Genomic DNA, 23418 nt, shown 5'->3' with positions numbered 1-23418 from the left:
GTTGAGGAAGTACTTTTTTTGAGAAAACAAGCTCCTCAACCAATTGAGGAGGTACTTTTTTGGGAAAACGAGTTCCTGAACCAATTCAGGAAGTACTTTTTTGGGAAAACGAGTTCCTGAACCAATTCAGGAAGTACTTTTTTGAGAAAACGAGCTTCTGAACCAATTCAAGAAATACTTTTTTGAGAAACAAGCTTCTGAACCAATTCAGGAGGTACCCATAAATAGACTATACTTTTGGTAAGAAATAGTTCAAAATAAAAAGCTTGACCCAATACTGAGTCAAGCTTTTTGTTTGTATAACTGATAAAAACAATTATTTAACCTCCAAAAGCATCATTGGTGAAATACCTGTTTCATATTCTTTTATCAAAGTACCTTCGGTATCATAAGTCACAAATTTACCATTCGCGGTTGTACTTGGTGAAGTAAATACACATACTTTATTATCGTAAAATCCTACACCATTTATTCCAGAAACACCTTCAACTAAATTTTTAGCTGCAAAACTTTTGGTCTCTGTATCAAATACTGCAATTGCTCCAGAAATATTGTAGTTAGCATCGTAAGCTGATGTCATAACATATAGCTTTGAAAAATCATTATTTGCCGACATGATGTTTACATAGCTAGTACTGATACCATCAAGTTTATACAATTCATACTCATTCGTAGTTGTATTAATATAGGCTAAACCTGTTTCTGTTGAAGGAGTTGAATAACTGCTAACCTGAGAAGCATAAAGGTTATTCTTATTGTCTTTTACAAAATAACTTGATACTGCTTGAGTTTCGATATAGCTTATATCTTCTGTATCCAAATCTATAACTGCGATGCTCTTTTTATAATTTAATGCAGCATATAGTTTACCGTTAACAACAGCTAAACCTTCTGGTCCACCTTCTAAAGCAATTTTCTTAACAACTTTTTTAGTATCCAAATCTACTTTTGCTATATAAGAAAGTGTTATATCAGCCCAAATATCTCCACCCCAGCAAGAAACATAAAGGTAATTTCCTTCTGCTACACAATAACGTGGTTTGATAATGTCAGCCTCTATTCCATTTGCAGTTTGTTTCCATGATTTGCTATCCACCCAAAAAATCTGATCAGCATTGTTACCCATCATGTACACATTTCCATCGTAGTTGTATGCATATTGCACATTAGAAATCATCGGAACAGTATTCACTGTTTCGTAATGATTATTAGTTAAAATATCACTTTCCTTATCGTAAACTGAGATACTCGATTTATCTCCGGTATAACCACCATAATTAACTACATAACAAGTACCTTCACCAGGATCATTATCACTATCACTTGAGCTACATGAAGCCAATAAAGTAGCAGCAATAGCTAACATTGCCAAAAATTTGAACTTGATTTTCATTTCTATTTATTTTAGTTGATATTATAAGTTAAGCTTAGTCTATAATTAACACCTGGCATCGCATATCCATATGTAGACTGATAATCAGCATCAAGGATATTATTAACCAGACCTTTTATTTTGATTCTATTTTTGTCATTCAATTTAAACTGGTGTCCTACCGAAAAATTAAGAAGGAAATAAGATGACAGAATGTTTTTATCCTCTTCGTTGGTAAATTGTTGGTCGGTATACTTACAATCTATCGAAAAATTGGTGTTTTTATAAGTAAGTGTTGAGTAGACATTACCGCTATGTAATGGAACATACTCCATTTGTCGCCCGATTGCACTTGAATTCGTTTGTGATTTTTTACGTTCTGTTGAGGTATAAGAATAATTAAATCCTGAAGCTGCTTTTAATCCCCAAAGTGAGTAATTCAACTGCGTCATTAATTCCAATCCTTTACTTTCTACTTCCTGAACATTCTTAGGATACCAACCATTATCATTCACCCACAGTATCCAATCATCAACATTCAAATAAAAAGTATTCAGTTGGATATGCCCAAAAGTCTCTTTGTTTGAATAGTTCCACTTAAAACCTAACTCATAATTGATTCCCTTCTCTGGATTCAGATCAGGATTCCCTTGATCACCCCAAAAACGGTCATTAAAGGTAGGTACACGATAACTTTTAGCCACATTTCCGTTGATACTTAAAGCATGAATATCTTTTGAAAACAAAAGATATTTAAAGCCTATAGTTGGTGTAAAAGGAACAGTATAATCCGTTACCAAACCCTGACGCAGATTAATAGTTGCTGTTAGTTTACGATTAATTTTGTGATAATAGGATGCGTAAAAGTCAACTCTATCCTCAAATTCCAAATCACTGGAATAAGTGTAAACCGTTGGATATATTCTACTGGCTTTTGCACCTATCTTATAACTTATTTTTTTATTTAGCTCATGTTCAATTGATGCTTCTCCAATTATTCTCTGAGTCTGAATGGAATCATTGGTATTATCATTGTGAATACCATTGTCATACACATAACCTCCACTAATCTCATACTTAATGGCTCTTTTATGGTTTTTATAAGATGTCCACAATCTAACATGTTTGTCTTCATATGGTTCTTTAAAATCAGGTTTCGTAAGATTAGTTTGCATATTTTGCTGAATCAAATGCCAATCTTTCTCTAACCAAAGATTAAATATGAGTGTTTCTTGCTCCGAAAACTTATAATTGAATTCTTGAATTAAACCTTTGTTTTCAACATTTGCATTTCGCTGTTTATCCTCTTGCTGAAAAATGCCATTTTCAAAATCACGCACCTCGGTGTTCGTGAATTTAAAATCGTTGTCTTTTTTATAATAATAGGCACGGGTCACCGATTCAAACTTTCCATTTCCTAGATATATTTTTGTACCATACAACTCTTCACCAAAAGAACCATGAGATATTCTAGCCTCCGCTTTAACACCTTTTGTCCAATTGTTTTTAAGTCCCAAATGAATAGCTCCTCCAATACTTCCCGAACCATTAACCGTACTGGCACTACCAAATTGAACACCTACTTCATCGAACAAATACATTGGTACATTACTCATGTTCGACTGTCCTAACGTTAAAGAGTTAAGGTTGATACCTCCAAAATTGACACTGGTATGGTCAGGTGAAGTACCTCGCAAACGTATAGTAGATAATGTACCTGCAGTTGATTTTAAGGTAATAGGGAGAGTTCTTGATAATAATTGCTCTAAACTTCCATCGCGATGAGCATCAAATTGCAAAACTGGAATGGTTTCAATTTTTGCCCCGGATTGGTATTTCTTTAGCTTGCCATAACTCACCACTTCATTCAGCAGAATGGTGTCAAATACTGTTACAATTTTCTTCTTATTTGCATAAACAGAAGTACTGTCATTTGAACTATAATAACCATTAGTATAATTTGAATAAGCCGGACTTAAAACAAAGAATAACAGAATATAAACAAATACTCTTTTCATTATCATCTATATAATGAAGAAAATATTGGGATAACAACAGTTTGAGCTAATAAAACCTATCGTTTTCCAAACACCTTCTCCGAATGTTTTGAAAAATTGTATGCAGATTGGCAGGTCTTCTGGCTTGCTCAACTTTTATCAACCTTCCCATCCCCATTTGTGGACAGTGGTATCGCAGAATAAAAGCTTTTTATTTGAGCTTACAGCTACGGGAACAGCTCCGGACTTGAACCGGATTCCCTTTTCATCTCAATTTGTTAAGAAACAAATGTACGAGAACCAAATGCGTTGCAAATGTATGAAAAAAGACCAATAAATCCACTATTAACAAACCACTTTAAAACATGCTGTTTATCAATCATTAACAAAACATTCACTTATACTAAAAAGGGAATCTATTAAGATAGACTCCCCTTGTTTTGTCGTAAATGTTATATCTTAAAACTGATATGAGAATTTTGCCATAAATGCTCTGCCTGGCATATTATATCCATCTTTCTCTGTATAATTTTCATCTAATAAATTTGAAATTGACAAACCAACAGTATAGTTCTCGTTAAAAGAATAACTGGCTGAATAATCAAACACATAAGAAACCGGGTTACGCAACAATTCTTCATTCACTAAATCAGGACGCACCTCTTTCCCATTAAAAACAATTGGCTCTTTGGTAATATTTGGCCAATTGGAATAATCAGCCAAGTACATGTAGTTATTCTCATATCTGTGACCAATATATCTTCCATTCAACCTTGTCGAAAATCCTTTAAGATTATCGAACTCAACACCAAACGATGCTGTGTTATCGCGAACAAACCTCATTTCACCTTCCAGCGGATTACCTTGTGCATCAGTATACTTTACTGTTGCATCAATCAAATGAGTATAATTTAAATACAATCGTAAGGAATAATCATAGTCTTTTAATGCACCAAAATCATAAGAAGCGCTTAGTTCCAATCCATCCATGTCTGCACTTTGCGCATTAATATAGGTTGTACTGTAATCAGGCAAGGAACTTCTGATGATTTTATCTTTGTGATGCGTATTGAAATAGGTAAGGTCGAAATTGATACCTTTTCTGTAATTATCATAAGCCAAACCAAAGTCTGTTGTATTCGATTTTTCAGGGTCCAAATTTGGGTTTCCTACTGTTTTTGAAGTCCCTCTGGTATACTCCCCTGCTACTTGATATGCCTTAGGTGCCAAAAAAGCATCACCCCAACTTGCGTGTGCTGATAAGTCACCAATTAAATTATATTTTACGCCAATATTTTTAGTAAACACAGAGTAGTCCTCATTCTTCTTTGTATTTCCTAATAAATCATCAGCTTCCAGTTTAAACTTGATATGATCTCCTCTTGCTCCAAGCATCAAATTCAACTTGTCGTTTAATAATTTGAATTGCAATTGTGCATAAAACCCTGTAGCAATGTTTTTATAATCCGGTTGATAAGGAGCTTCAACATTACCGCTGGTATCGAAGTTGGTACTTTCGTATTTTTCGGTTTTATTATCCAAACCAAAGGCAAGGTTGTGTTTTCCTATTTGGTAGGAATCAGTTAATTGGAATCCATAGTTTTTGTAAACACTTTCAAAATCGCCATATCCATCGGAACCAACATCAATCGTTTTATTCTCCTCGTTTGAATAGAATGGAGAAAACTTGATGCTATGATTTTTGATTTTACCCACTACATCAAAACCCGTTGTAAAACGCTCAATATCCTTAGAGTCCATTCCTTCGGTATGCCAGAAATTACCAGGAGTTTCAATATCATCACCTCTGTAGTATCCGCCGTTCAGGTTAATCTTCCAATCCTCTGCGAGGGTAATTCCTAATCGAGTATTTAAATTGTAGGTAGTGAATTGTGTATTCACCATTCTTTCTCCATACGAACTTTCATCCAAAATCGATTTTGCATACTTCTCATCATACAAGTTGTGACTACCTGTTTTGTAATCTTTCCCTTGATTATTGAATGAAAATCCCAAATCAAAATCTACTTTTTCAGAAACAGAACCACCTAATGCTGCATTTAACTTAGAAGTTTTAAAGCTTCCATATTCAGCATCAATTCTTCCGCTTAACTCACCGGTACTATTTTTGGTCACAATATTTACAACACCAGCCATAGCTGCCGATCCATATTGGGCAGAAAAAGGACCTTTCAATATTTCTACTCTTTCTACATTCTGCAAATTAATACTTGCTATATTTTCAGTACCTGCTGGTTTTCCATCTACCAAAATCACTGTATACTTTACACTTGGCGAAGGAGTAAAACCACGCATACTAACCGTTGCCTGTACACCTGGGTATTGCAAAATATCAATCGATGCTGATCGTTTTAATAAACCCGCCACATCAACGGCTGGTGAGGCTTCAATCATTCTTTGAGTAATCACCTCAATTTTTTGCGGTAAATCCTTAAGTTTGGCATTCACTCTGGAAGCATTAATTTCAACTTCCTCTAAATTCAAATGCTTTACAACCTTTTTGTCATCAGTTGAATTTGGCACTTCATCAGCTTTTACTACAGCGTTAAATAATGACAGCAATGCAAAAGCAGTTAAAAATGTTCTTTTCATGTTTTTAAAGAATAAAATGAAAATAAGATTAACTAATGCAATGCAGACAGGGAGCTTAAAAGAAATTTCACAATATACCGTAAAGGACCAGTTATGGCAGAAAAATCCCTATTTAGTTATTGATTACTTTTTCGTTCGCTTGCTCTTTTTCCCGAAAGCAATGACTTAAATGTTTGCAGTGGCAGGTCTTCTGACTTGTTCTACTTTTTGAGGCCTTCCCATTCCTAAACAATATGGAACAGTGGCAAGGAGTATTTCAAAAAGCTATATTAGAACTTACAGCTACGGGTATAGTTCCGGATTTTCACCGGATTCCCTTTTCATTTCTACTTCTGATAATAGAGAAGTAAAAAACCAAATGCAGCGCAAATGTATACAAATTTTCTCTACAACTTTCCTAAAAAGATCGTTTATTCAACATCTTTTTACATCTGAATTAACTCGTGTGTAAAGTTTTTTTTAGGTAGGCAATTAACTCTTGAATACTGTTACAACAAATAACACTTTCATTCTGATGGATCTCCCATTTCATAGTATCTTCCAGTAATTTCACACAACAGTCTCCTACTTGCTCACAGGTAACCTGATATCCTTCTCGAGACAAGGCACGCTGCGTCCAAAATCCCATCACATCATTACCCAAAAGTTGTATGGTTTGTTTTTTCTGGTAATTCATGATAAAATTACCTGTCTTTCTATCGAAATTGAAAGATTTATTCTGAAAGGTATCTTCAATGCTTCTATTCAATACCAAATCTTCAGGAGCACCCACTTTTATTGGTTGATTTCTTGCCATTAACCAAATTAAATCGGCTGCTTGTAAAGCCAAATCCAATTCATGAGTAGACATCAAAATGGCTTTATTGGTTTCTCTTGCCAAACGATGCAGCAAACGCATAATTTCAACACGGTTCGGTAGATCGAGATGCGCTGTAGGTTCATCCAACATGATTAATGGAGTATCTTGTGCCAAAGCTTTTGCAATCATTACCCTCTGACGCTCACCATCACTCAATTGATTGATATAGTGATTCGCGTAATGCAGTAATCCCACCTGTTCGAGAGCCCATTTTATTTTATCATTATCAGCATCAGATAATTTCCCCATCCAGGAAGTATACGGATGACGCCCCAAAGAAACGATATGATATACCGTAAGATTGCCAACATTAATCCTTTCTGTAAGAACAATACTAAGAAGTTGTGCAATTTCTTTAAAGTTTCTATCTCGAATGGGAATACCTTCAACCAAAGTGCGACCTTCCAGTGGGGCTTGTATTCCGGCAATGGTTCTCATTAAAGTAGATTTACCTGCTCCATTGGGGCCAAGCAAACAAACCATTTCTCCCTTCCGAATCGTTAGGTTAATATCAGATAGCAAACACAAAGTATCTTTCTTCGATTGCTTGTAACCTATTGCAAGATCTTTGGTAACTAATATATTTTGATGCTCTCTCTCCTCTTTCATAGTTCCATTATCCACCAAAGGATGCTTTTACATTTCTACTCCTCATAATTACCCAAATCACTACTGGTCCTCCAAATAAGGCTGTTACAGAATTAATAGGCAATGTATTTTGATTGCCTGGCAATTGAGAAAAAATATCACAAATTAGCATTATTGCAGCTCCAATTAGCACTACTGCTGGCATTAACACTTTATGACTTGCTGTTCTAAAAATGGAACGAGCAATATGTGGAACCGCAACACCCACAAAAGCAATCGGTCCAGTAAATGCCGTTAATGTTCCAGCGATTAAAGCCGTGCTAATGATTACAGCAATTCTGGTTTTATTTACCGATATTCCTACTCCTCTGGCATAATTCTCTCCTAACAGCAATGCATCCATAGGCTTTATCAGGAAGAATGCCAAAATTAAACCTGCAAATACTATTGGTCCCATTACCTGCATCTCAACCCATGTCACACCCGCCAAAGAACCAAATGTCCAAACAATAAAACTCTGTATCTGTTCAGGCTCACTAAAGTATTGCAATATATTAACGATTGCCCCGGTAATACTTCCGAACATGATTCCTATAATCAATAATGAGACACTATCGGAAATTCGAATTGAGGCTAACGCTACCAGCAAAAACACAAGTGAAGCACCTGCAACAGCAGCAACCACCAAAGCCCAGTTTCCCAAAAAAGCGGAAACAACTCCAAAAAAGGCTGGAACAATTGCCGAGGCCATTACCATTAAAGCAACACCTAGCTAGCACCGGAACTAATTCCCAGAACAAAAGGGCCTGCTAATGGATTTCTAAACAATGTTTGCATCATTAATCCTGTTACCGATAATCCTGCACCTACAAAAATGGCTGTTAATGCTTTGGGTAACCTAAAATTAAGAACAATATAATTCCACGAAGTTTTCACCTCATTTCCTGCCAATATCGCAAACACCTTTTCAAAAGGAATATTTACCGATCCAAAAATTAGATCTAGCAACAATAAAGTGATGATGATAAGCTTAAACCGCCAAATAAAATAGATACAATTTTACCTTTCTGAGAAACCATAGTTCTGTTAATTCAATTTCTGATAAAAATGCAATTCATAATCCGGTAACAATTCCGGATGCAGAATTTTAATAATATCCTTAAATACCACATCAGGCTGTATTACTCCAGATTCAAACCAATCATTGGCACCACTCTCCTTCATTCTTTTGGTATAACAATATACCTGCTTTGTTTTGTACGACTCAAACAATGTGTACCTATCATCAAGGTTCTCCAGATCTTTTATTGTCTTACATTGTCCGGGACCGAACCAAATATCGGCATCATGTTGTTTGTCGAACACAGTTTCAAAACTTAAAGGCATACTCCCACTCGTACTATCCGAAAACCAACAATAATCAGCCTTTCCATCCCTAAGAAATTGAGCCAAATATGATTGTCCTCCTGGCATATACCAAGTACCTTTAAAATTATATCCAGAAAGAATTGTAGGTTTATTTTTAACGGTAGTTACAATTGATTTTAAATCATTATATCTTTTTTCAACCTCATCGAAATGCTGCTCAGCCTCTGCTTCTTTATTAAAAAAGGCAGCTATAAACTTGGCCCATTCGGCACGAGCTAAAGGAGAAGATTCCATCCATTCGATATTATATGCAACAGGCAATCCAGCTTGCATTAACTTTGTTTCTCTATCGGTGATCTTCATAAAACCTGCTACCATCACCAAATCTGGATCTATTTCAACAATCTTTTCGAAATTTAAGGTTTCGGCATGACCTACTGCCTGAATTTTACCGGCCTTAGCTCTTTTGTCAATTTCCTCATCGTAGATTCTATCCGGTAAAGAAACAGCTACAATTTTATCCTCAACGCCTAAGAATTTTAAAATTCCGATTTGAGTGCTCGAAAGTGCCGCAATACTTTTAACAGGAACTTCTACCAACAAACCATCATCAGGAAGCTTTCCTTCAAATTGATTTCCTCTATTTTTAAGGTAATATTTCTGAAAAACCTTGCCTTCGTTCCAAGGATCCCAAACTATCAATTCCTTCAAATTATTATCAAGAATTTTGATTTCGAATCCTTTTGCATACTTCAGTTTTGTTTGATGATAGAAAGCCTTATCAGCAACATTTGATTCTGAATTTTGTAAAGTCTTCTTTTTTTGCTCTCCTGATTGACATGCAACAAAACCTAAAACAGTCAGAAGCAACAAGTTTAGGCCGATCGTTTTTAATAAGTTCATTTCTTCCACAAATTATTGTGGGGAAGGATGATAAGAAAATACAATTCTTAAAATTATACTCCCGTTACTCAGTTCCCCGAAGTCACGAAATAGTTTCATTAATTAGGCAGGTATTCCGACTTAACTATCTTAAGAAAGTATTACGGCTGCGGGGACAGCTTTGGATTTTCACCAAATTCCCTTTTCATTCTTGAAACAAGAAACCCAATTGCTGCAAAGCTATGCAATATTTTGGAAATAAAAATAAGTTTTAGAATAATTGGAATTGCTTGAATTCATAAAAAAAGAGATCAAACCAAGGCGGATCTAATCTCTTATTTAAAATACAATCAGTATGGTTTTATACTGCCACAATTTCTTTCTTCATACCGTACAGAACAAAAAGAACTTCTTCTTTTTCCTTTTGCCCAACATCATTCATTTCAAGTGCCTGCAATATATCATCAAGAACTGCATTAAACTCAACATCACTAATGTTCATTCCCTTGTGAGTTGATAACATATCTTTTCCTTCGTATACACTTGGTCCACCTGTTCCCATGATGAAGAAGTTGGCGGCACTTTTCTTTAAAGTTGTAATATCGCTCTTGGAAAAGCGAGTTGAGATTGCGGCATTTTTAAGATGTAAGTCAACAGTATCACTAGCAATTTTTGTAATCCCATCGCTTCCGCCTAATCTTTCGTAAAGTGATAACTCCATAATTAAATCCTCCTTATTTTAAAATAAATAAGAATTTACGGAGAATTACCAGCAATGTCAATTAATTAAACAAACACTAGCTCAACGAAATTAAATAAAATGGTATCTTTCTCATTCTAAATTATACAAATCAACAAGTATGAAAAAACTACTATTCGCATTGCTTTTCATTCCATTTATGGGAATTGCACAAGATCAAAAACTACCTGAACATTTCTCTTGTCTGGAGTATTTTATGGGTAATTGGAAAAGTGAGACAACGGGAAAAGCAGGAAAAGGTATTGGAAAGCAATCTTTTGAAACAGAAATGAATGGTCGATACATTACATTAAATGTAGAAACCAAGTTTGAACCAAGCGAAAAATATCCTGAAGGTGAGTTACATATCGATAAAGGATACATCAGTTTCGATGGATTTCGTAAGAAAATCATCTATCGACAGTTTAATATCGAAGGCTATGTAAATCAATTTGTATTGGATAATTCAAAAGAGGGTGTATTTGTTTTTGAAACCGAAGCCGTAGAAAATGTTCCGAAAGGATTTAGGGCAAGAATCACTTTTGAGATTGTGGACGAAAACACATTTAAAGAAGGATTTGAATTGGCTGCTCCAGGAAAAGATTATTCGGGATGCATATACAATACATGGAAACGTATAAAATAGATGATGTAAAAATGGACACGCCATGGCGTGTCCTACAATAAATTATTTCGCTGTACTTCTAATTTATTTGTAAATTCATCCATATCTTTTGTGATGAATTCATGAACTACAATCTCTGGTTGCACTTCCGCAATGATTTCCTTCACTCGTTCTGATTGAAAAGGCAAATGTTGGTCGATTTGCAAAACATGCTTACGAGCTGCCGAATATTTTTCCCGCTGAGTAAGTTTTTCCCAATCCTGAGGAAAACCATTTTGTATCTGTTTCAACTGATACTCTCCCGACAAACTGCAATTCAGGTGCAAACTTTTAATTTTGGCTTGTACATCTTTTGACAATCTTGATATTCTATCCAAAACAAAATCGATAGCTTCATCCTCGCAACGCAGAGCTGGATTTGTATTCATTAAATGCCCTGTATCCAACAAAACATTCCAATTGCTAAACTCTAACCTTCCTGCAAAATCATCCACCTCTGCTGGAAATAGCAGATCCAAACCTGGCCACCACAAATTTTCTATAGCCAAAGTAACCGGAGGTTCTCCATCGGTGAATTCTTGTGCCGTACGGTTTAGCATCTCGGCCAAATTAGAACTCACTTCGGTATTCTTATAAGTAAAATCGCGAGAAAAGGCGTGATCTAACTCTACATGGGCCGCATGGATAACTGCATGAGCTGGATTAAACAGACTTGCATGTTCCCACAACTTCTTTTGCGTTTGCACCATTTCGGAAGCATTTCTTCCTCCACAACAAAATTGCAAGTAATCATTATTTACATCCGGGAAATAATATTTTGCAGCTTCCTCTCCTTTTCGCCAAACATCCAACCAAGTTACCCAAAAAGGCAAATGAATTGATTTTACTACTTCCTTTGGGATTTCATCAGATGGATGATCGTACCCTATTAGTAACTCCACACCATCTAATTCTTTTGTATTGATATATTCTTTTAATCCCTCCCATTTGTTATCGAATCGATCCACATCAGAAGGATGAACTGAAAAGTCTATTAAGTTTTGGTAGCTCATTGTCTAAAAATTTTGCACCAAAAATAGTTCAATACCAATAAGCAATCAAAACGATTGGTAAAATATATTAATCTGTGAGTGCATATTAGCACAGAATAAAATTTTTCAAAAAGAATCGAGATTACAATTTTAATGATCCAAATAAGCATTTTCGAAGCAGGAATTTCTATCAATTTTGATCACTTTTTTAGGAGCACAGTCCAAAAAATGACGTTTTGCCTCTTTTTCGAAAATTCCGTAAACGTTATCATAAACATGCAAAATGGTCAAATCATGTTAATAATGACAAAATTCTTTATTAAATCTGTGTAACGCAAACAATTTCGGGAGTTTCCGCAACCGTTATAAGTTCATTTTTTTGTTATTTCTCCACTTTTCAAGGATTTTATTTAGATCATTTCTACGAATAATACATAGATTTACAATGTCAGCATAAGAGAAATATCAAGAGCTGATTTTATTAACATTTAATTATTAAATTTTATTTGTATGAAAACAAAAAATGTAAATCTTAAAGGAATTGTATTGGGAGCATTACTATTCTTAGGCGCAAGTTCAGCTTTTGCCACCGGTAACATCAAAATCAATCAGTATTTGGACACAGATTTGTCTATCGTTTCTATCATCAACCCTACTGAATCGGTTTTAAAAATGAAGATCTACGATAGAGAAGGAAACCTTTACTACTCTAAAAAAGTAAATAGCACAACCACAGATCAGAAACTATTTGACTTTTCTTATTTGGAAGATGGCATTTACAAAATTGTACTAAGTGGTGCAGATGAAAATATTGAAAAAGAGTTCGTTATTGAAGGAAAAAAACTTAAAGTTACAGACGCTAAAGAAATTGCTGAAAAAACTTTATTCAGATCTAAAAACAACGACTTGTTCGTGAGCTACCTTTCTTTTGAAAATACGACTTTCAACCTTTCAATTACGGATGAATTAGGAAATGAAGTATTCGAAGAATCATATACATCAGCTCCAACTTTTTCAAAGAAGTTTAATGTTACTGCATTACCTGAAGGAGAGTACAAAGTACGTTTAGTTTCAAATAACAAAGAATACAATTATGCCTTCAGAAAATAATGACCAATGCGGGTCGTGTGACCAAATGATTCTATTGAATCACAAATTTTTAATAAGTGTATCCCTTTCATGTTAGAGATACACTTATTTTTTATTCCTTAAATTGTTATCGTCTATTTACGACTCAATATTTTCCATTTGAGGTTCTTCTTTTTCTACTACTGGCTCAGTTACAATTGGAGGAGCAATTACCACCGGAGTTTTCTTTGCAGAGATGTTTCTTACTTTTTTGATGATATGGGTAAACATGTACTCATCTGCTTTTTGCTTATCGTGAGCCATTACTACTTTTCCTTTTCTCGATATATCCGAAATCATCGTCCAAAGCGTATCAAATTCGCCAAGATTATTGTTTACATGTTCTCTGCGTTCTCTTAATTTCTGCTCCTGAAGAAGATTCTTCTCATAAATAGCCTTTGTGTCAGACTGAATTTCAAGGCCCAACTCCTCTGTATAACCTTCTGCTTTAAGCTGATCGATATTTTTAGCAATATTCTGTTCAATTACTTTCTGTTTTGCACAATATGCTTCAACATTTCTTTTTCTAATATCTTTTCTAGCTTCACGAATGCCAAAGTCAGCATACTTAACCACAAGCAATTTGTTTGCAGATTGCACATAGCTGGCCAACCTGTTTAGTTTAGGAATCAAATCATCCAAACTTTGATACAAATCACTGGTTATGGTTTTGATTTCCCCGGTTAGGGATTGGGTAGTTGTTAAATCTTGTACCTTGTGAATTTGGGCACTAACAGATGCAGTGAATTCATCGTTGTATTTTGGTGAGTATTCTTCGAATTTTGCTCTATCGCGTTGCAATAAGCTTAGTAGTAAATCACCTACAACTGGTAATTCTTCTCTTCTGAATTTAAAATAAGTTCCCATGACTTTTTTTTGTTTGATTATTATTATTTAGTTGGTTAAACAATTCTTCTCCTTTAAAATTTGTCTCTCCCTCCTCCTTAATAAATCTCAACTTCACAATTCAAAATTCTCTTTATTCATTCCTTCTTTCCATTATACAATTACTTCCTCTTACTCGCCCATTACTTCTTGTTACAAATCGATTCCTTCTTCTTACTTACTCATTACTTCTTGCTACAAAGCGATTACTTCTTCTTACTTACCCATTACTTCTTGCTACAAATCGATTCCTTCTTCTTACTTACCCATTACTTCTTGCTACAAATCGATTCCTTTTTGCTACTTCCTTCTATTTTATTAAAGAACACAAGTAATTTCTTTAAGATTAATAAGATTCCAGTACCACTTAACGAACATCTTTTTATTATGCAACACACCAATTTAGTATTTTTATATTTATATGTCAAGCCTTTAGCTTGATTTAATTTATATTTCCATAGCTTTTATTCTTCGAAAGCACACACTATAAGGAAACATTCGTTTAAAACTTTTTTAACAAATCTGTTTTTTGTAGAGCTTGCAAAACCCACAAATAACAGATATATTCACGCTTCGTTAAATAACGGGGTAATTATTATTTATTAAATAGATCAGAAAAATGAAAAAACTATTATTTGCAATCGCAATCTGCGGATTTGTACTAAGCTCTTGTGGAAACAAAACTAAAAAAGAAGCTTCATCAGAAAAATCATGTTGCCCTCACTCAAAAACTGAAGTAGTTGCTGAGAAAAAAGAAGAATGCACTGGATGTACTCATGGCACAAAAACTGAAGCCACTGCTGAAACTAAAGAAAAGGAATGCTCGGGAGAATGTGACCACCACAAAGCTGAAGCAAAATCGGATTGTAAAAAAGAATGTAGCAAGGAATCGTAAGCTTACATACAAGAATATAGAAAAAGGTCGCAGAAAAATCTGCGGCCTTTTTTGTTACATGCATTTTATTTTTATCGATCAGTAAAAATCATTTGTTCTCTTCACTCCAAATAACAAACTCAAATCAGAAATTGAGAACTCTTTAATAAAATATATCCTCAAGTCGGATAGGCTCTTTCTTTTTCATTGATAAAAAAGAAAGCAAAAATACTAGGGCGTGTAAGCACAAACTTCTTCTACTTGAAAACTTTAAGTGCGGCGGCGTGATCTTCTCAATTCTTCGAAGCTTCCCCGTCTTTCTAAAAGTTTTCTGCGGATAAGCAGCTTGTTCTTCCAATGCCCATTGAGCCACATCTAATTTTTAATTTAAATATTATCATCAATCATACATTCCTAATCATGTAAAATCAAATTTGTTTTGCATTGTGATATTCAGTAATTTAAATAGAATAACAAAATAATCTACAATATTCACATTCTCTGTAGGTTATCACAAAATTTCTTAATCATTCACCTTAAACAAATTTCAACATGGCTAAAGTTATTATTTTCGGAATATTGGATACAGCCGAATTGGCTCATTGGTACCTTGAGCATGATAGTGAGCACGAAGTAGTTGCTTTCACTGTAAACCAAGAATATCTAAAAGAAGACTCATTTAAAGGATTGCCAGTGGTTGCATTCGAAAGTTTGGAAGATATATATCCACCAAGTCAATACAAATTGTTCGCACCAATGACCGGAAGAAAAATGAATCAGTTAAGAGAAAAAGTATACCTGGCCGGAAAAGAAAAAGGTTATGAATACATTTCATACATCAGTTCAAAAGCAACGGTTTGTGGCAATGAAATAGGAGAAAACTGTTTTATTCTCGAGGATAACACATTACAACCTTTCACCAAAATAGGCAATAACGTAGTTCTTTGGAGTGGCAACCACATTGGTCATCATGGTGAAATAAAAGATCATGTACTTTTTACGTCACACGTTGTAATGTCGGGACATTGCACCATTGAATCGAATTGTTTTTTGGGTGTTAACGCTACGATCAGAGATTATTCGCATATGGCAAAAGGCACTTTACTTGCCATGGGTGCAAGTTTAACAAAACAAAAAACCGAAGAATGGGGAGTATATGTAGGAAATCCTGCTAAAATACTTGAAGGAAAAATTAGCCACGAATTATATTAACAGCTAAACAATTCTATTTACAAGCAAATCCATGAAGTGTTTTTCATGGATTTTTTATTAAAGAAATCATAATCATATGTTTTAGGTATTGGATTTCTATTTTTGAAAATTTATATTTGTCGCAAACATTTTCGTAAATGAGGAATTTGAAAAATTATATTTTGTGCCTAACGATGATAATACCAATGTTGGTATTGTTGGCTCATGATATTATTCCTCATAATCATCACCTACACCAGCTTGATGATCACAATCATGTTTCGGTAATTCAGGTTCATAAACATCTATATGAACATTCGCATGCCCAAACACACCAACACAATGGTGTTCATTGGAATCATTCTCATGAAGCAAATGCCGAAACATGTTGTATGCTAACTCATAATAGAGTTCAGAATGACAATGCCTACAAGGTCTTTTTACAATCGGACAAAATTCAGTTGGATTGTGAAGAAACTCAAAAGCTGCAAAGCTTTAATGTATACAATCAAAAATTAACTCCCGAACCACTTAGGTTCATTCCACACAGGAGGGGTCCGCCCAATTCATTCTTAGCCTAAGACTGAAATTCAACAACTTATTGAAGTTGTATTGATATTATTGTATAATATACTCATGTATAATAATACAATAAAGTCAAGCGTAAATACACAAAGTATTCAAATCATTTATAACAAAAGTTGTAGAGGTTTCACTTGGTATTCTTAAGTGAATTGCAATGAGATACCTACAACCTAACTCAAATTTCAATCCAATGAAAAAATTATTATTTGTTCTGTCCATTTGTGGACTAATGTTTACCTCATGTGGTAATGCAGGTAAAAAATCAGAGAAGAAAGAAGAGATCCATTCTCATGAAGGACACGATCATGACCATGACCACGGTGATGGAGCACATTCTCACTCTCATGATAGCGATGCACATGATCAAGAAGAATTTGATGTTGATAGCACCAAGTATGAAGAAGGACACGATCATGACCATGAACATGAGCATGATCACGAACACAATCATTAAGCATTAATACTGATTCGGAGTTAACTTTCTCCGAATCAGTCAATGAAATTTTGAGTTATAAATACAAGAAAAGAGAAAATGAAACAATATATCTGGATAAGCTTAGCCTTATCATTATTAATGGCATGTAAACCAAATACCAATTCGCATGGACACGATCATGGCGGACACTCACATGAAACCGATACTCATGCAGCACATGATGAAGAAGATCATTCGACCATGAGTTTAACCCTGTACAACGAGAATACAGAGTTATTCGTAGAGTTTCCTAAACTCATGTTGGATCATGTTTCAAAGTTTACTACACATTTAACCAACCTGGAAACCTACAAACCTTACAAAGAAGGAAGCGTTAAGGTCATTTTAATGGTAGCAGGGAAAGGTTATTCGAACACGGTAAATTCGCCTGCCAGAGATGGCATTTTCACGCCTTCATTGATGCCTAAAAAGGCTGGCTCAGCTACATTGGTTTTTGAGGTAAATTCGAAGTATGGCAAAGAAAAGTTCGTTGCTAAAAATATCCCTGTTTATAAGAATCATGAAGAAGCAGATAGTGCAGCTGATCAGGAAACATCAAGTGACAATGAAATTAGCTTTTTAAAAGAACAAGCCTGGAAAATTGATTTTGCTACTTCTGAAGTTAAAAATTCAAACTTCCAAAACATTATCAAAACAACTGGTACATTACAACCTGCGGTTAATATGGAAAAGCAAGTGGTTGCCAAAACCAGTGGTGTAGTTCATTTTAGTTCTACCGATATTGTTGCAGGTAAAACAGTTGACAAAAATACTTCATTATTCCTCATTACAGGGAAAGGATTGGCTGGTAACAACTTGTCTACTCTATATACTGAAGCAAAACTAGAACTAGAAAAAGCCAAGGCTGAATTTGACAGAGCAAGTACCTTACGAGAAGATAAAATTGTAACGGAAAGAACATTTTTAGAAGCTAAAGCGGCCTACGAAAATGCCCAAGTTAAATACAACAGTATCAACAAAAACTATAATGCCAGCGGACTTTCCATTCTTTCTCCGGTAAACGGATTTGTTTGCGACGTATTTGTGAACGAAGGTCAATATGTTGAAAAAGGCACTGTACTTGCCAAAGTAGATCAAGGTTCAAAATTGATGTTGAAAGCGGATGTTTACCAAAAGCATTTAAAAGAACTTCCTAATATTAAATCGGCAAACTTTAAACTTCCTTATCGCAATAAGGTATTTAGCACCGAAGAGTTAAATGGCAGAATGATTGCCTATGGAAAAGACATTCATGAGGATGATTATACTACGCCATTGTTTTTTGAATTGGACTTAACGCCAGAACTATACTCAGGCTCATTTGTTGAGGTTTATCTAAAATCTGAACATGCCAAGAATGTATTACACATCAAAACATCGGCAATTCTTGAAGATCAAGGTTTGAAATATGTATTTGTACAAACCGGAGGAGAAAGCTTTGTGAAAAGATTTATCACAATAGGTGTCGATAATGGTCGTGAAGTTGAAATCCTTAAAGGTCTCCGTGCAGGAGAAAGGGTGGTTAGTGAAGGAGCATATTTTGTAAAACTTGCTTCCCTTGCAGGATCATTGCCAGCGCATTCTCACGAACACTAGAAGCCTGGATCAATTAACTGATTTAAGAATTAAAAAAGATACATTGTGCTAAATAAAATCATACAATATGCATTGCACAACCGCATTCTTGTAATGTTTGTTTCTGCCTTACTAATTATTGGCGGTAGCTACACTACATTAAATATGGATGTGGATGTGTTTCCGGATTTAACAGCTCCAACAGTAGTTGTTATGACCGAGGCTCACGGTATGGCGCCCGAAGAAGTGGAAAAACTTGTTACTTTCCCGATAGAAACAGCCGTAAATGGAGCTACTGATGTTAGAAGATTACGTTCATCCTCATCGGCAGGATTCTCGATTGTTTGGATTGAATTTGAATGGGGAACCGATATTTACAAAGCCAGACAAATTGTTAGTGAGAAACTAATGCCATTGTCGGAGATGTTACCCGAAGGAGCTGGTAACCCTACCCTTGCGCCTCAATCCTCAATTATGGGTGAAGTATTAATGATTGGACTTCAATCAGATAATGTTGATCCTATGGAGCTAAGAACCATTGCCGACTGGACCATCAGACCACAATTGCTTGCCATTAATGCGTTGCCCAGGTTGTTGTTATTGGAGGTGAATACAAGCAATATCAGATTCTTGCCAATCCACAAAAAATGCGATATTACAATGTAAGTATCGATGAGTTGATGAAAGCGGCTGAAGCCACAAATCAAAACTCAGCTGGTGGATTCATTAACGAGTATGGAAATCAATACAACATTAGAGGAATTGCCAGAACTTCTAATTTTGATGAACTTGGCAATTCGGTTGTGAAAATGTATAAGAATGTTCCGATCCGAATTAGCGACATTGCTGAAGTTAAAGCTGCAGCCGCTCCAAAAATTGGTTTGGGAACCATTAATGCCAAACAGTCAGTTTTACTAACCGTTAAAAAGCAACCTGGCGTTAACACCCTAAAATTGACAGAAAAACTTGATGCTTCGATTGAAGAGCTCACAAAATCATTACCCGAGGGAGTAAATGTAAATACACACATCTTCCGTCAATCGGATTTTATTAATTCATCCATTGGCAATGTGCAAAAGGCTTTACTGGAAGGATCAGTTTTTGTAATCGTAATACTGTTCTTGTTTTTAATGAATTACAGGACTACTATGATTTCACTCTTGGCGATTCCAATTTCCTTATTGGTAACAGTAATTACTCTTAAATTTCTAGGTATTACCATAAATACCATGACCCTTGGAGGTATGGCAATTGCAATTGGTGACTTGGTAGATGATGCCATTATCGATGTGGAAAATGTTTACAAGCGATTGAGGCAAAATCATCTTCTGCCAAAAGAAGAACGTAAAAACCCTTTGCAAGTAGTTTACGATGCTTCTTGCGAGATTCGTTCATCCATTATTAATGCAACCTTTATTATTATTGCTGCATTTTTACCTCTTTTCTTCCTTACTGGGATGGAAGGACGAATGCTGCAACCTCTTGGTATTGCATTTATCGTTGCCTTGTTTGCTTCATTAATCGTTGCCATTACACTAACTCCTGTTTTATGTAGCTTCATGCTTACAAGCGATAAAATGCTTGATAAGAAGAGCAAAGAAAGTTGGTTGGTATCTCGTTTAAATAAAGGGTATGAAGCCTCGCTTCAAAAAGCGTTAAATCACAAAAAATTAATATTAAGTGGTGCTGGTATTTTGTTTGTCGCATCCATTATTACTCTTACAAACCTTGGACGCAACTTCTTACCTGATTTTAACGAAGGTTCATTAACGATTACGGCCATTACCAAACCAGGAATCGCTCTTGAGGAATCAAATAAAGTTAAGGTCTTGGCTGAAGAAGCACTTCTTACCATTCCCGAAGTTCGATTGACAGCCAGAAGAACAGGTCGTTCAGAATTGGATGAACACTCTTTTGGTGTAAACACTTCGGAAATAGAAGTTCCATTTACTTTGACCGATCGAAGTAAATCAGAATTTCTACAGGAGGTACGTGAGAAGTTGAATCAAATTCAAGGAGTAAACTTTGCTATTGGTCAGCCTTTAAGTCACAGAATTGACCATATTCTGTCTGGTACAAAAGCCAATATTGCAATCAAAATGTTTGGTGACGATTTGAATCTCATGTTTCAGACTGCGAATCAAATTAAAACATCTATTTCAACTATTGAAGGTGTAGTGGATGTAAACGTTGAACAGCAGGTAGAAATCCCTCAGATAAGAATTACTCCAAGAAGAGATATGTTGGCAAAATATGGTATCTCCATCACCCAGTTTTCGGAATTTATTCATGTAGCATTTGGAGGTGCCAAGGTTTCTGATGTATTTGAAGGGATCAGAGCTTTTGACCTGATCGTGAAATATAACGAAGAGAATCGAGGAAGTATTGAAGCCATAAGAAATGCACTAATTGACACATGGGATGGGAAAAAAATTCCATTTAGCTATGTGGCAGACATCCAATCTTTATCAGGACCTAATACCATAAACAGGGAAAATGTACAACGTAAATTGGTGGTTTCGGCCAATGTTGCAGATCGAGATTTAAGTGGTATTGTAGCTGACATTCAAAAAAGTGTAGATGAGAATATCAAACTACCAGAAGGATATCGTATTGAGTATGGAGGACAATTTGAAAGTGAAGCAAAAGCATCAAGAGTCTTAATGATCACTTCTATTTTCAGTTTGCTAATCATCTTTCTGTTGTTATTTCAGGAATTTAGAAGTTCTCAATTGGCTGGAATCATCATGCTTAACCTTCCTTTGGCATTAATTGGTGGAGTATTTACCATTTTCTTCACTTCAGGCATGCTAAGTATTCCCGCAATTATTGGTTTCATTACCTTATTTGGAATTGCTACCAGAAATGGAATTTTGCTAATATCCAACTATCAGAGCCTAAAAGAAAAAGGTTTACAGCTAAAAGAGATCATTTTAAATGGATCGGTGAACCGACTAAGTCCTATTTTGATGACGGCATTAACGGCAGCACTGGCATTAATTCCAATGGCTTTGGCAAGCGATCAACCTGGTAATGAAATTCAAAGTCCAATGGCAGTTGTAATATTGGGTGGCTTGCTTACCTCTACCCTTCTGAATATCTATGTTATTCCGATAGTTTATTTGGTGTTAAACAAGAAAAAACAAGAAGATGAATAAAATTGTATTCGTAATCATGATATCAATTCTGAGCCTTTCTGCAAAGGCTCAGAATACTGTTCAGGATGTGCTTTCTGCAATTGAAAAAAACAATCCTGTGCTGAAAGCAAATGAACAGTTTTTTGAAGCGCAAAATCTAGGATTTAAAGCGCAAACCAATTTGGACAATCCTGAACTGGAATGGGAAAAAAGCTTTTCATCAGATGAAGGAAAACCATATGAAATATTGGTAAGTCAAAGTTTTGATTTTCCTACGAGTTACTTGTATAAGAATCAGCTTAAAAAGGCGCAAATTGCTAATACGGAAAACTACAAAGCAAAATCGAGACAGGAAATATTGTTGGAAGCAAAACTGCTTTGCATTAACTTGATTTATTACAACAAACAAAAAGCTGAGTTGAATAATCGTTTAAGTAATGCAGAAAAGTTAAATGACTTGTTTCAAAAAAGATTGGAGGAAGGAGATGCAACAATTCTTGAAGCCAATAAGATTAAAATGCTTCGTTTGAATACCGCAAATCAATTAAAAATGATTGAGAGTAAAGTTTCTAACCTTACGGATGATCTTATTAAACTAAACGGAGGTAAACAAATTGATCTCAACTTGCATGAATATCCTTTAATGAGTATCGATCAGGGTATGAAGGAATTATTAACTCAATCATTGAATGCTGATCCACAATTAAAGCTATTGAGTACTAAAGAGGAAATTTCTGCCAAAGAAACTTCGCTTGTAAAAACAAACTCGCTACCCAAGTTTAGCATTGGATATCGCTATTTAAATTCGGATATCTTGAAACAAGCCAATGGAATAAAACTTGGACTTAGCATTCCATTATGGGAAAATAAGAACAAAGTTAAAAGAGCAAGGTTGCTGGAACAATTTAGTAGAGAAGAATATCTAATTGGCAAAATGGAACTTGAAAATAAATTTCTGAAACTTTTTCGAAACTTTTTGAACCTTGAGAAAAGCATGAAAGAGTATGAGGGAGTTTTTACAGAGAAGCATTACGATACACTTCTTCAAAAAGCCTTAACTCTTGGAGAAATATCAAGTATTGAGTACTTTACAGAGAATATTTATTATTATGAAAGTGTTGATACTTATCTCGAAATTGAACATGAATATTACAAAACCATGTCAGAATTATTAAAATTTCGTCTTTAATATTATTTAGAATGAGTTAAAATACCGTTTTTTTTAGAACCTTTTAAAAACATACGGCGTAGAACATTCAAAACGATTTCCGTTTTTAAGGTTTAAAGTGAATAGATAGAAGAGGATGGAGTGGTTACCATCCTCTTTTGTATTTTACACCTCTCCTATTTTTCCTTTTTTACAGATCTTATCTATATGATATTTAATCTGTTCGACAACACCATGTTTAATTATTTTTAATCTTTTTATTGTTCCATTTTAATTTTATTCATATATTGCTCACGAATTTTCCATGGAAAGTTCAGGTTTTAAAG

20 protein-coding genes and 3 riboswitches are annotated in these 23418 nt (G+C 35.0%); of the genes, 10 read left to right on the top strand and 10 right to left on the bottom strand.

The annotated features are described in order from the left end of the window. Nucleotides 1-316 precede the first annotated feature (316 nt). The 8 genes from JCM15579_RS06775 to JCM15579_RS06745 form a co-directional block, all read right to left on the bottom strand. Nucleotides 317-1393: a DUF5074 domain-containing protein gene (locus tag JCM15579_RS06775; protein ID WP_054717591.1), complete on the bottom strand. Its 1077-nt coding sequence runs from the start codon at nucleotides 1391-1393 to the stop codon at nucleotides 317-319. Between the two features lie 11 nt (nucleotides 1394-1404). Then, nucleotides 1405-3390 (bottom strand): TonB-dependent receptor, encoded by a 1986-nt coding sequence (locus JCM15579_RS06770; protein ID WP_172677383.1) that lies wholly within the window; start codon nucleotides 3388-3390, stop codon nucleotides 1405-1407. Nucleotides 3391-3482: 92 nt separating this feature from the next. Continuing rightward, nucleotides 3483-3689: riboswitch (cobalamin riboswitch) on the bottom strand. A 139-nt stretch (nucleotides 3690-3828) separates the two neighbouring features. Next, nucleotides 3829-5982, bottom strand: a complete 2154-nt coding sequence (locus tag JCM15579_RS06765) for a TonB-dependent receptor plug domain-containing protein (RefSeq protein WP_054717585.1) — start codon at nucleotides 5980-5982, stop codon at nucleotides 3829-3831. 163 nt (nucleotides 5983-6145) lie between these two features. Further along, nucleotides 6146-6356: riboswitch (cobalamin riboswitch) on the bottom strand. Nucleotides 6357-6418: 62 nt separating this feature from the next. Continuing rightward, nucleotides 6419-7465 (bottom strand): ABC transporter ATP-binding protein, encoded by a 1047-nt coding sequence (locus tag JCM15579_RS06760; protein WP_218186088.1) that lies wholly within the window; start codon nucleotides 7463-7465, stop codon nucleotides 6419-6421. Continuing rightward, nucleotides 7458-8180, bottom strand: a complete 723-nt coding sequence (locus JCM15579_RS06755) for an iron chelate uptake ABC transporter family permease subunit (protein WP_262493493.1) — start codon at nucleotides 8178-8180, stop codon at nucleotides 7458-7460. The genes JCM15579_RS06760 and JCM15579_RS06755 overlap by 8 nt, the downstream gene beginning before the upstream one ends. A gap of 17 nt (nucleotides 8181-8197) precedes the next feature. Continuing rightward, nucleotides 8198-8437, bottom strand: coding sequence for an iron chelate uptake ABC transporter family permease subunit (locus tag JCM15579_RS21835; protein WP_262493492.1), 240 nt, complete (start codon nucleotides 8435-8437; stop codon nucleotides 8198-8200). 78 nt (nucleotides 8438-8515) lie between these two features. Further along, complete coding sequence (locus tag JCM15579_RS06750; protein ID WP_083464568.1) at nucleotides 8516-9700, bottom strand: ABC transporter substrate-binding protein; 1185 nt, start codon at nucleotides 9698-9700, stop codon at nucleotides 8516-8518. An 88-nt stretch (nucleotides 9701-9788) separates the two neighbouring features. Continuing rightward, a riboswitch (cobalamin riboswitch) is annotated at nucleotides 9789-9923 on the bottom strand. Between the two features lie 117 nt (nucleotides 9924-10040). Then, nucleotides 10041-10400: a group I truncated hemoglobin gene (locus JCM15579_RS06745; protein ID WP_054717578.1), complete on the bottom strand. Its 360-nt coding sequence runs from the start codon at nucleotides 10398-10400 to the stop codon at nucleotides 10041-10043. Between the two features lie 139 nt (nucleotides 10401-10539). Between JCM15579_RS06745 and JCM15579_RS06740 the strand changes: the two genes are divergently transcribed. Next, on the top strand, nucleotides 10540-11064 hold the full coding sequence (locus JCM15579_RS06740) for a hypothetical protein (protein ID WP_054717575.1): 525 nt from the start codon (nucleotides 10540-10542) through the stop codon (nucleotides 11062-11064). 32 nt (nucleotides 11065-11096) lie between these two features. Here the strand turns inward: JCM15579_RS06740 and JCM15579_RS06735 are convergent, their stop codons facing one another. Beyond that, nucleotides 11097-12095 carry an apurinic/apyrimidinic endonuclease family protein gene (locus JCM15579_RS06735; protein WP_054717573.1) on the bottom strand — a complete coding sequence of 333 codons (999 nt, stop codon included), beginning with the start codon at nucleotides 12093-12095 and terminating at the stop codon, nucleotides 11097-11099. A 489-nt stretch (nucleotides 12096-12584) separates the two neighbouring features. Here JCM15579_RS06735 and JCM15579_RS06730 point away from each other — a divergent pair, with 489 nt between their 5' ends. Next, nucleotides 12585-13184, top strand: a complete 600-nt coding sequence (locus tag JCM15579_RS06730) for a T9SS type A sorting domain-containing protein (RefSeq protein WP_054717571.1) — start codon at nucleotides 12585-12587, stop codon at nucleotides 13182-13184. 117 nt (nucleotides 13185-13301) lie between these two features. Here JCM15579_RS06730 and JCM15579_RS06725 read toward each other — a convergent pair whose 3' ends face one another. Beyond that, nucleotides 13302-14069: a hypothetical protein gene (locus JCM15579_RS06725; protein ID WP_054717568.1), complete on the bottom strand. Its 768-nt coding sequence runs from the start codon at nucleotides 14067-14069 to the stop codon at nucleotides 13302-13304. A gap of 637 nt (nucleotides 14070-14706) precedes the next feature. Here JCM15579_RS06725 and JCM15579_RS06720 point away from each other — a divergent pair. The 8 genes from JCM15579_RS06720 (at nucleotide 14707) to JCM15579_RS06690 (ending at nucleotide 23113) form a co-directional block, all read left to right on the top strand. Continuing rightward, entirely contained in the window at nucleotides 14707-14982 is a 276-nt protein-coding gene (locus JCM15579_RS06720) for a hypothetical protein (protein ID WP_054717565.1), read from the top strand. Nucleotides 14983-15513: 531 nt separating this feature from the next. Further along, nucleotides 15514-16173: an acetyltransferase gene (locus tag JCM15579_RS06715; RefSeq protein ID WP_054717563.1), complete on the top strand. Its 660-nt coding sequence runs from the start codon at nucleotides 15514-15516 to the stop codon at nucleotides 16171-16173. A gap of 137 nt (nucleotides 16174-16310) precedes the next feature. Next, nucleotides 16311-16733, top strand: coding sequence for a hypothetical protein (locus JCM15579_RS06710; RefSeq protein ID WP_172677382.1), 423 nt, complete (start codon nucleotides 16311-16313; stop codon nucleotides 16731-16733). Nucleotides 16734-16927: 194 nt separating this feature from the next. Next, entirely contained in the window at nucleotides 16928-17191 is a 264-nt protein-coding gene (locus JCM15579_RS06705; RefSeq protein ID WP_054717558.1) for a hypothetical protein, read from the top strand. 78 nt (nucleotides 17192-17269) lie between these two features. Continuing rightward, nucleotides 17270-18808: an efflux RND transporter periplasmic adaptor subunit gene (locus JCM15579_RS06700; protein WP_054717555.1), complete on the top strand. Its 1539-nt coding sequence runs from the start codon at nucleotides 17270-17272 to the stop codon at nucleotides 18806-18808. A 45-nt stretch (nucleotides 18809-18853) separates the two neighbouring features. Continuing rightward, on the top strand, nucleotides 18854-19453 hold the full coding sequence (locus tag JCM15579_RS21830) for an efflux RND transporter permease subunit (protein ID WP_218186087.1): 600 nt from the start codon (nucleotides 18854-18856) through the stop codon (nucleotides 19451-19453). Next, nucleotides 19387-21945 carry an efflux RND transporter permease subunit gene (locus tag JCM15579_RS06695; protein WP_218186090.1) on the top strand — a complete coding sequence of 853 codons (2559 nt, stop codon included), beginning with the start codon at nucleotides 19387-19389 and terminating at the stop codon, nucleotides 21943-21945. The genes JCM15579_RS21830 and JCM15579_RS06695 overlap by 67 nt, the downstream gene beginning before the upstream one ends. Then, complete coding sequence (locus JCM15579_RS06690) at nucleotides 21938-23113, top strand: TolC family protein (protein WP_054717552.1); 1176 nt, start codon at nucleotides 21938-21940, stop codon at nucleotides 23111-23113. The genes JCM15579_RS06695 and JCM15579_RS06690 overlap by 8 nt, the downstream gene beginning before the upstream one ends. Nucleotides 23114-23418 lie beyond the last annotated feature (305 nt).

It is taken from the genome of Marinifilum fragile JCM 15579 (assembly GCF_001310955.1).
Lineage (GTDB): Bacteria > Bacteroidota > Bacteroidia > Bacteroidales > Marinifilaceae > Marinifilum > Marinifilum fragile.
The sequence above is the reverse complement of the archived record's forward strand: the minus strand, read 5'-3'. Positions and strand labels throughout refer to the sequence as shown.

Bases quoted from the DNA above. Each gene is read 5' to 3' on its own strand.
- JCM15579_RS06770 (WP_172677383.1), bottom strand. From the start codon at position 3,390: ATGAAAAGAGTATTTGTTTATATTCTGTTATTCTTTGTTTTAAGTCCG.
- JCM15579_RS06750 (WP_083464568.1), bottom strand. From the start codon at position 9,700: ATGAACTTATTAAAAACGATCGGCCTAAACTTGTTGCTTCTGACTGTT.
- JCM15579_RS06765 (WP_054717585.1), bottom strand. From the start codon at position 5,982: ATGAAAAGAACATTTTTAACTGCTTTTGCATTGCTGTCATTATTTAAC.
- JCM15579_RS06715 (WP_054717563.1), top strand. From the start codon at position 15,514: ATGGCTAAAGTTATTATTTTCGGAATATTGGATACAGCCGAATTGGCT.
- JCM15579_RS06745 (WP_054717578.1), bottom strand. From the start codon at position 10,400: ATGGAGTTATCACTTTACGAAAGATTAGGCGGAAGCGATGGGATTACA.
- JCM15579_RS06690 (WP_054717552.1), top strand. From the start codon at position 21,938: ATGAATAAAATTGTATTCGTAATCATGATATCAATTCTGAGCCTTTCT.
- JCM15579_RS06735 (WP_054717573.1), bottom strand. From the start codon at position 12,095: ATGAGCTACCAAAACTTAATAGACTTTTCAGTTCATCCTTCTGATGTG.
- JCM15579_RS06725 (WP_054717568.1), bottom strand. From the start codon at position 14,069: ATGGGAACTTATTTTAAATTCAGAAGAGAAGAATTACCAGTTGTAGGT.
- JCM15579_RS06730 (WP_054717571.1), top strand. From the start codon at position 12,585: ATGAAAACAAAAAATGTAAATCTTAAAGGAATTGTATTGGGAGCATTA.
- JCM15579_RS06775 (WP_054717591.1), bottom strand. From the start codon at position 1,393: ATGAAAATCAAGTTCAAATTTTTGGCAATGTTAGCTATTGCTGCTACT.
- JCM15579_RS06755 (WP_262493493.1), bottom strand. From the start codon at position 8,180: ATGGCCTCGGCAATTGTTCCAGCCTTTTTTGGAGTTGTTTCCGCTTTT.
- JCM15579_RS06720 (WP_054717565.1), top strand. From the start codon at position 14,707: ATGAAAAAACTATTATTTGCAATCGCAATCTGCGGATTTGTACTAAGC.
- JCM15579_RS06740 (WP_054717575.1), top strand. From the start codon at position 10,540: ATGAAAAAACTACTATTCGCATTGCTTTTCATTCCATTTATGGGAATT.
- JCM15579_RS06710 (WP_172677382.1), top strand. From the start codon at position 16,311: ATGAGGAATTTGAAAAATTATATTTTGTGCCTAACGATGATAATACCA.
- JCM15579_RS06705 (WP_054717558.1), top strand. From the start codon at position 16,928: ATGAAAAAATTATTATTTGTTCTGTCCATTTGTGGACTAATGTTTACC.
- JCM15579_RS06700 (WP_054717555.1), top strand. From the start codon at position 17,270: ATGAAACAATATATCTGGATAAGCTTAGCCTTATCATTATTAATGGCA.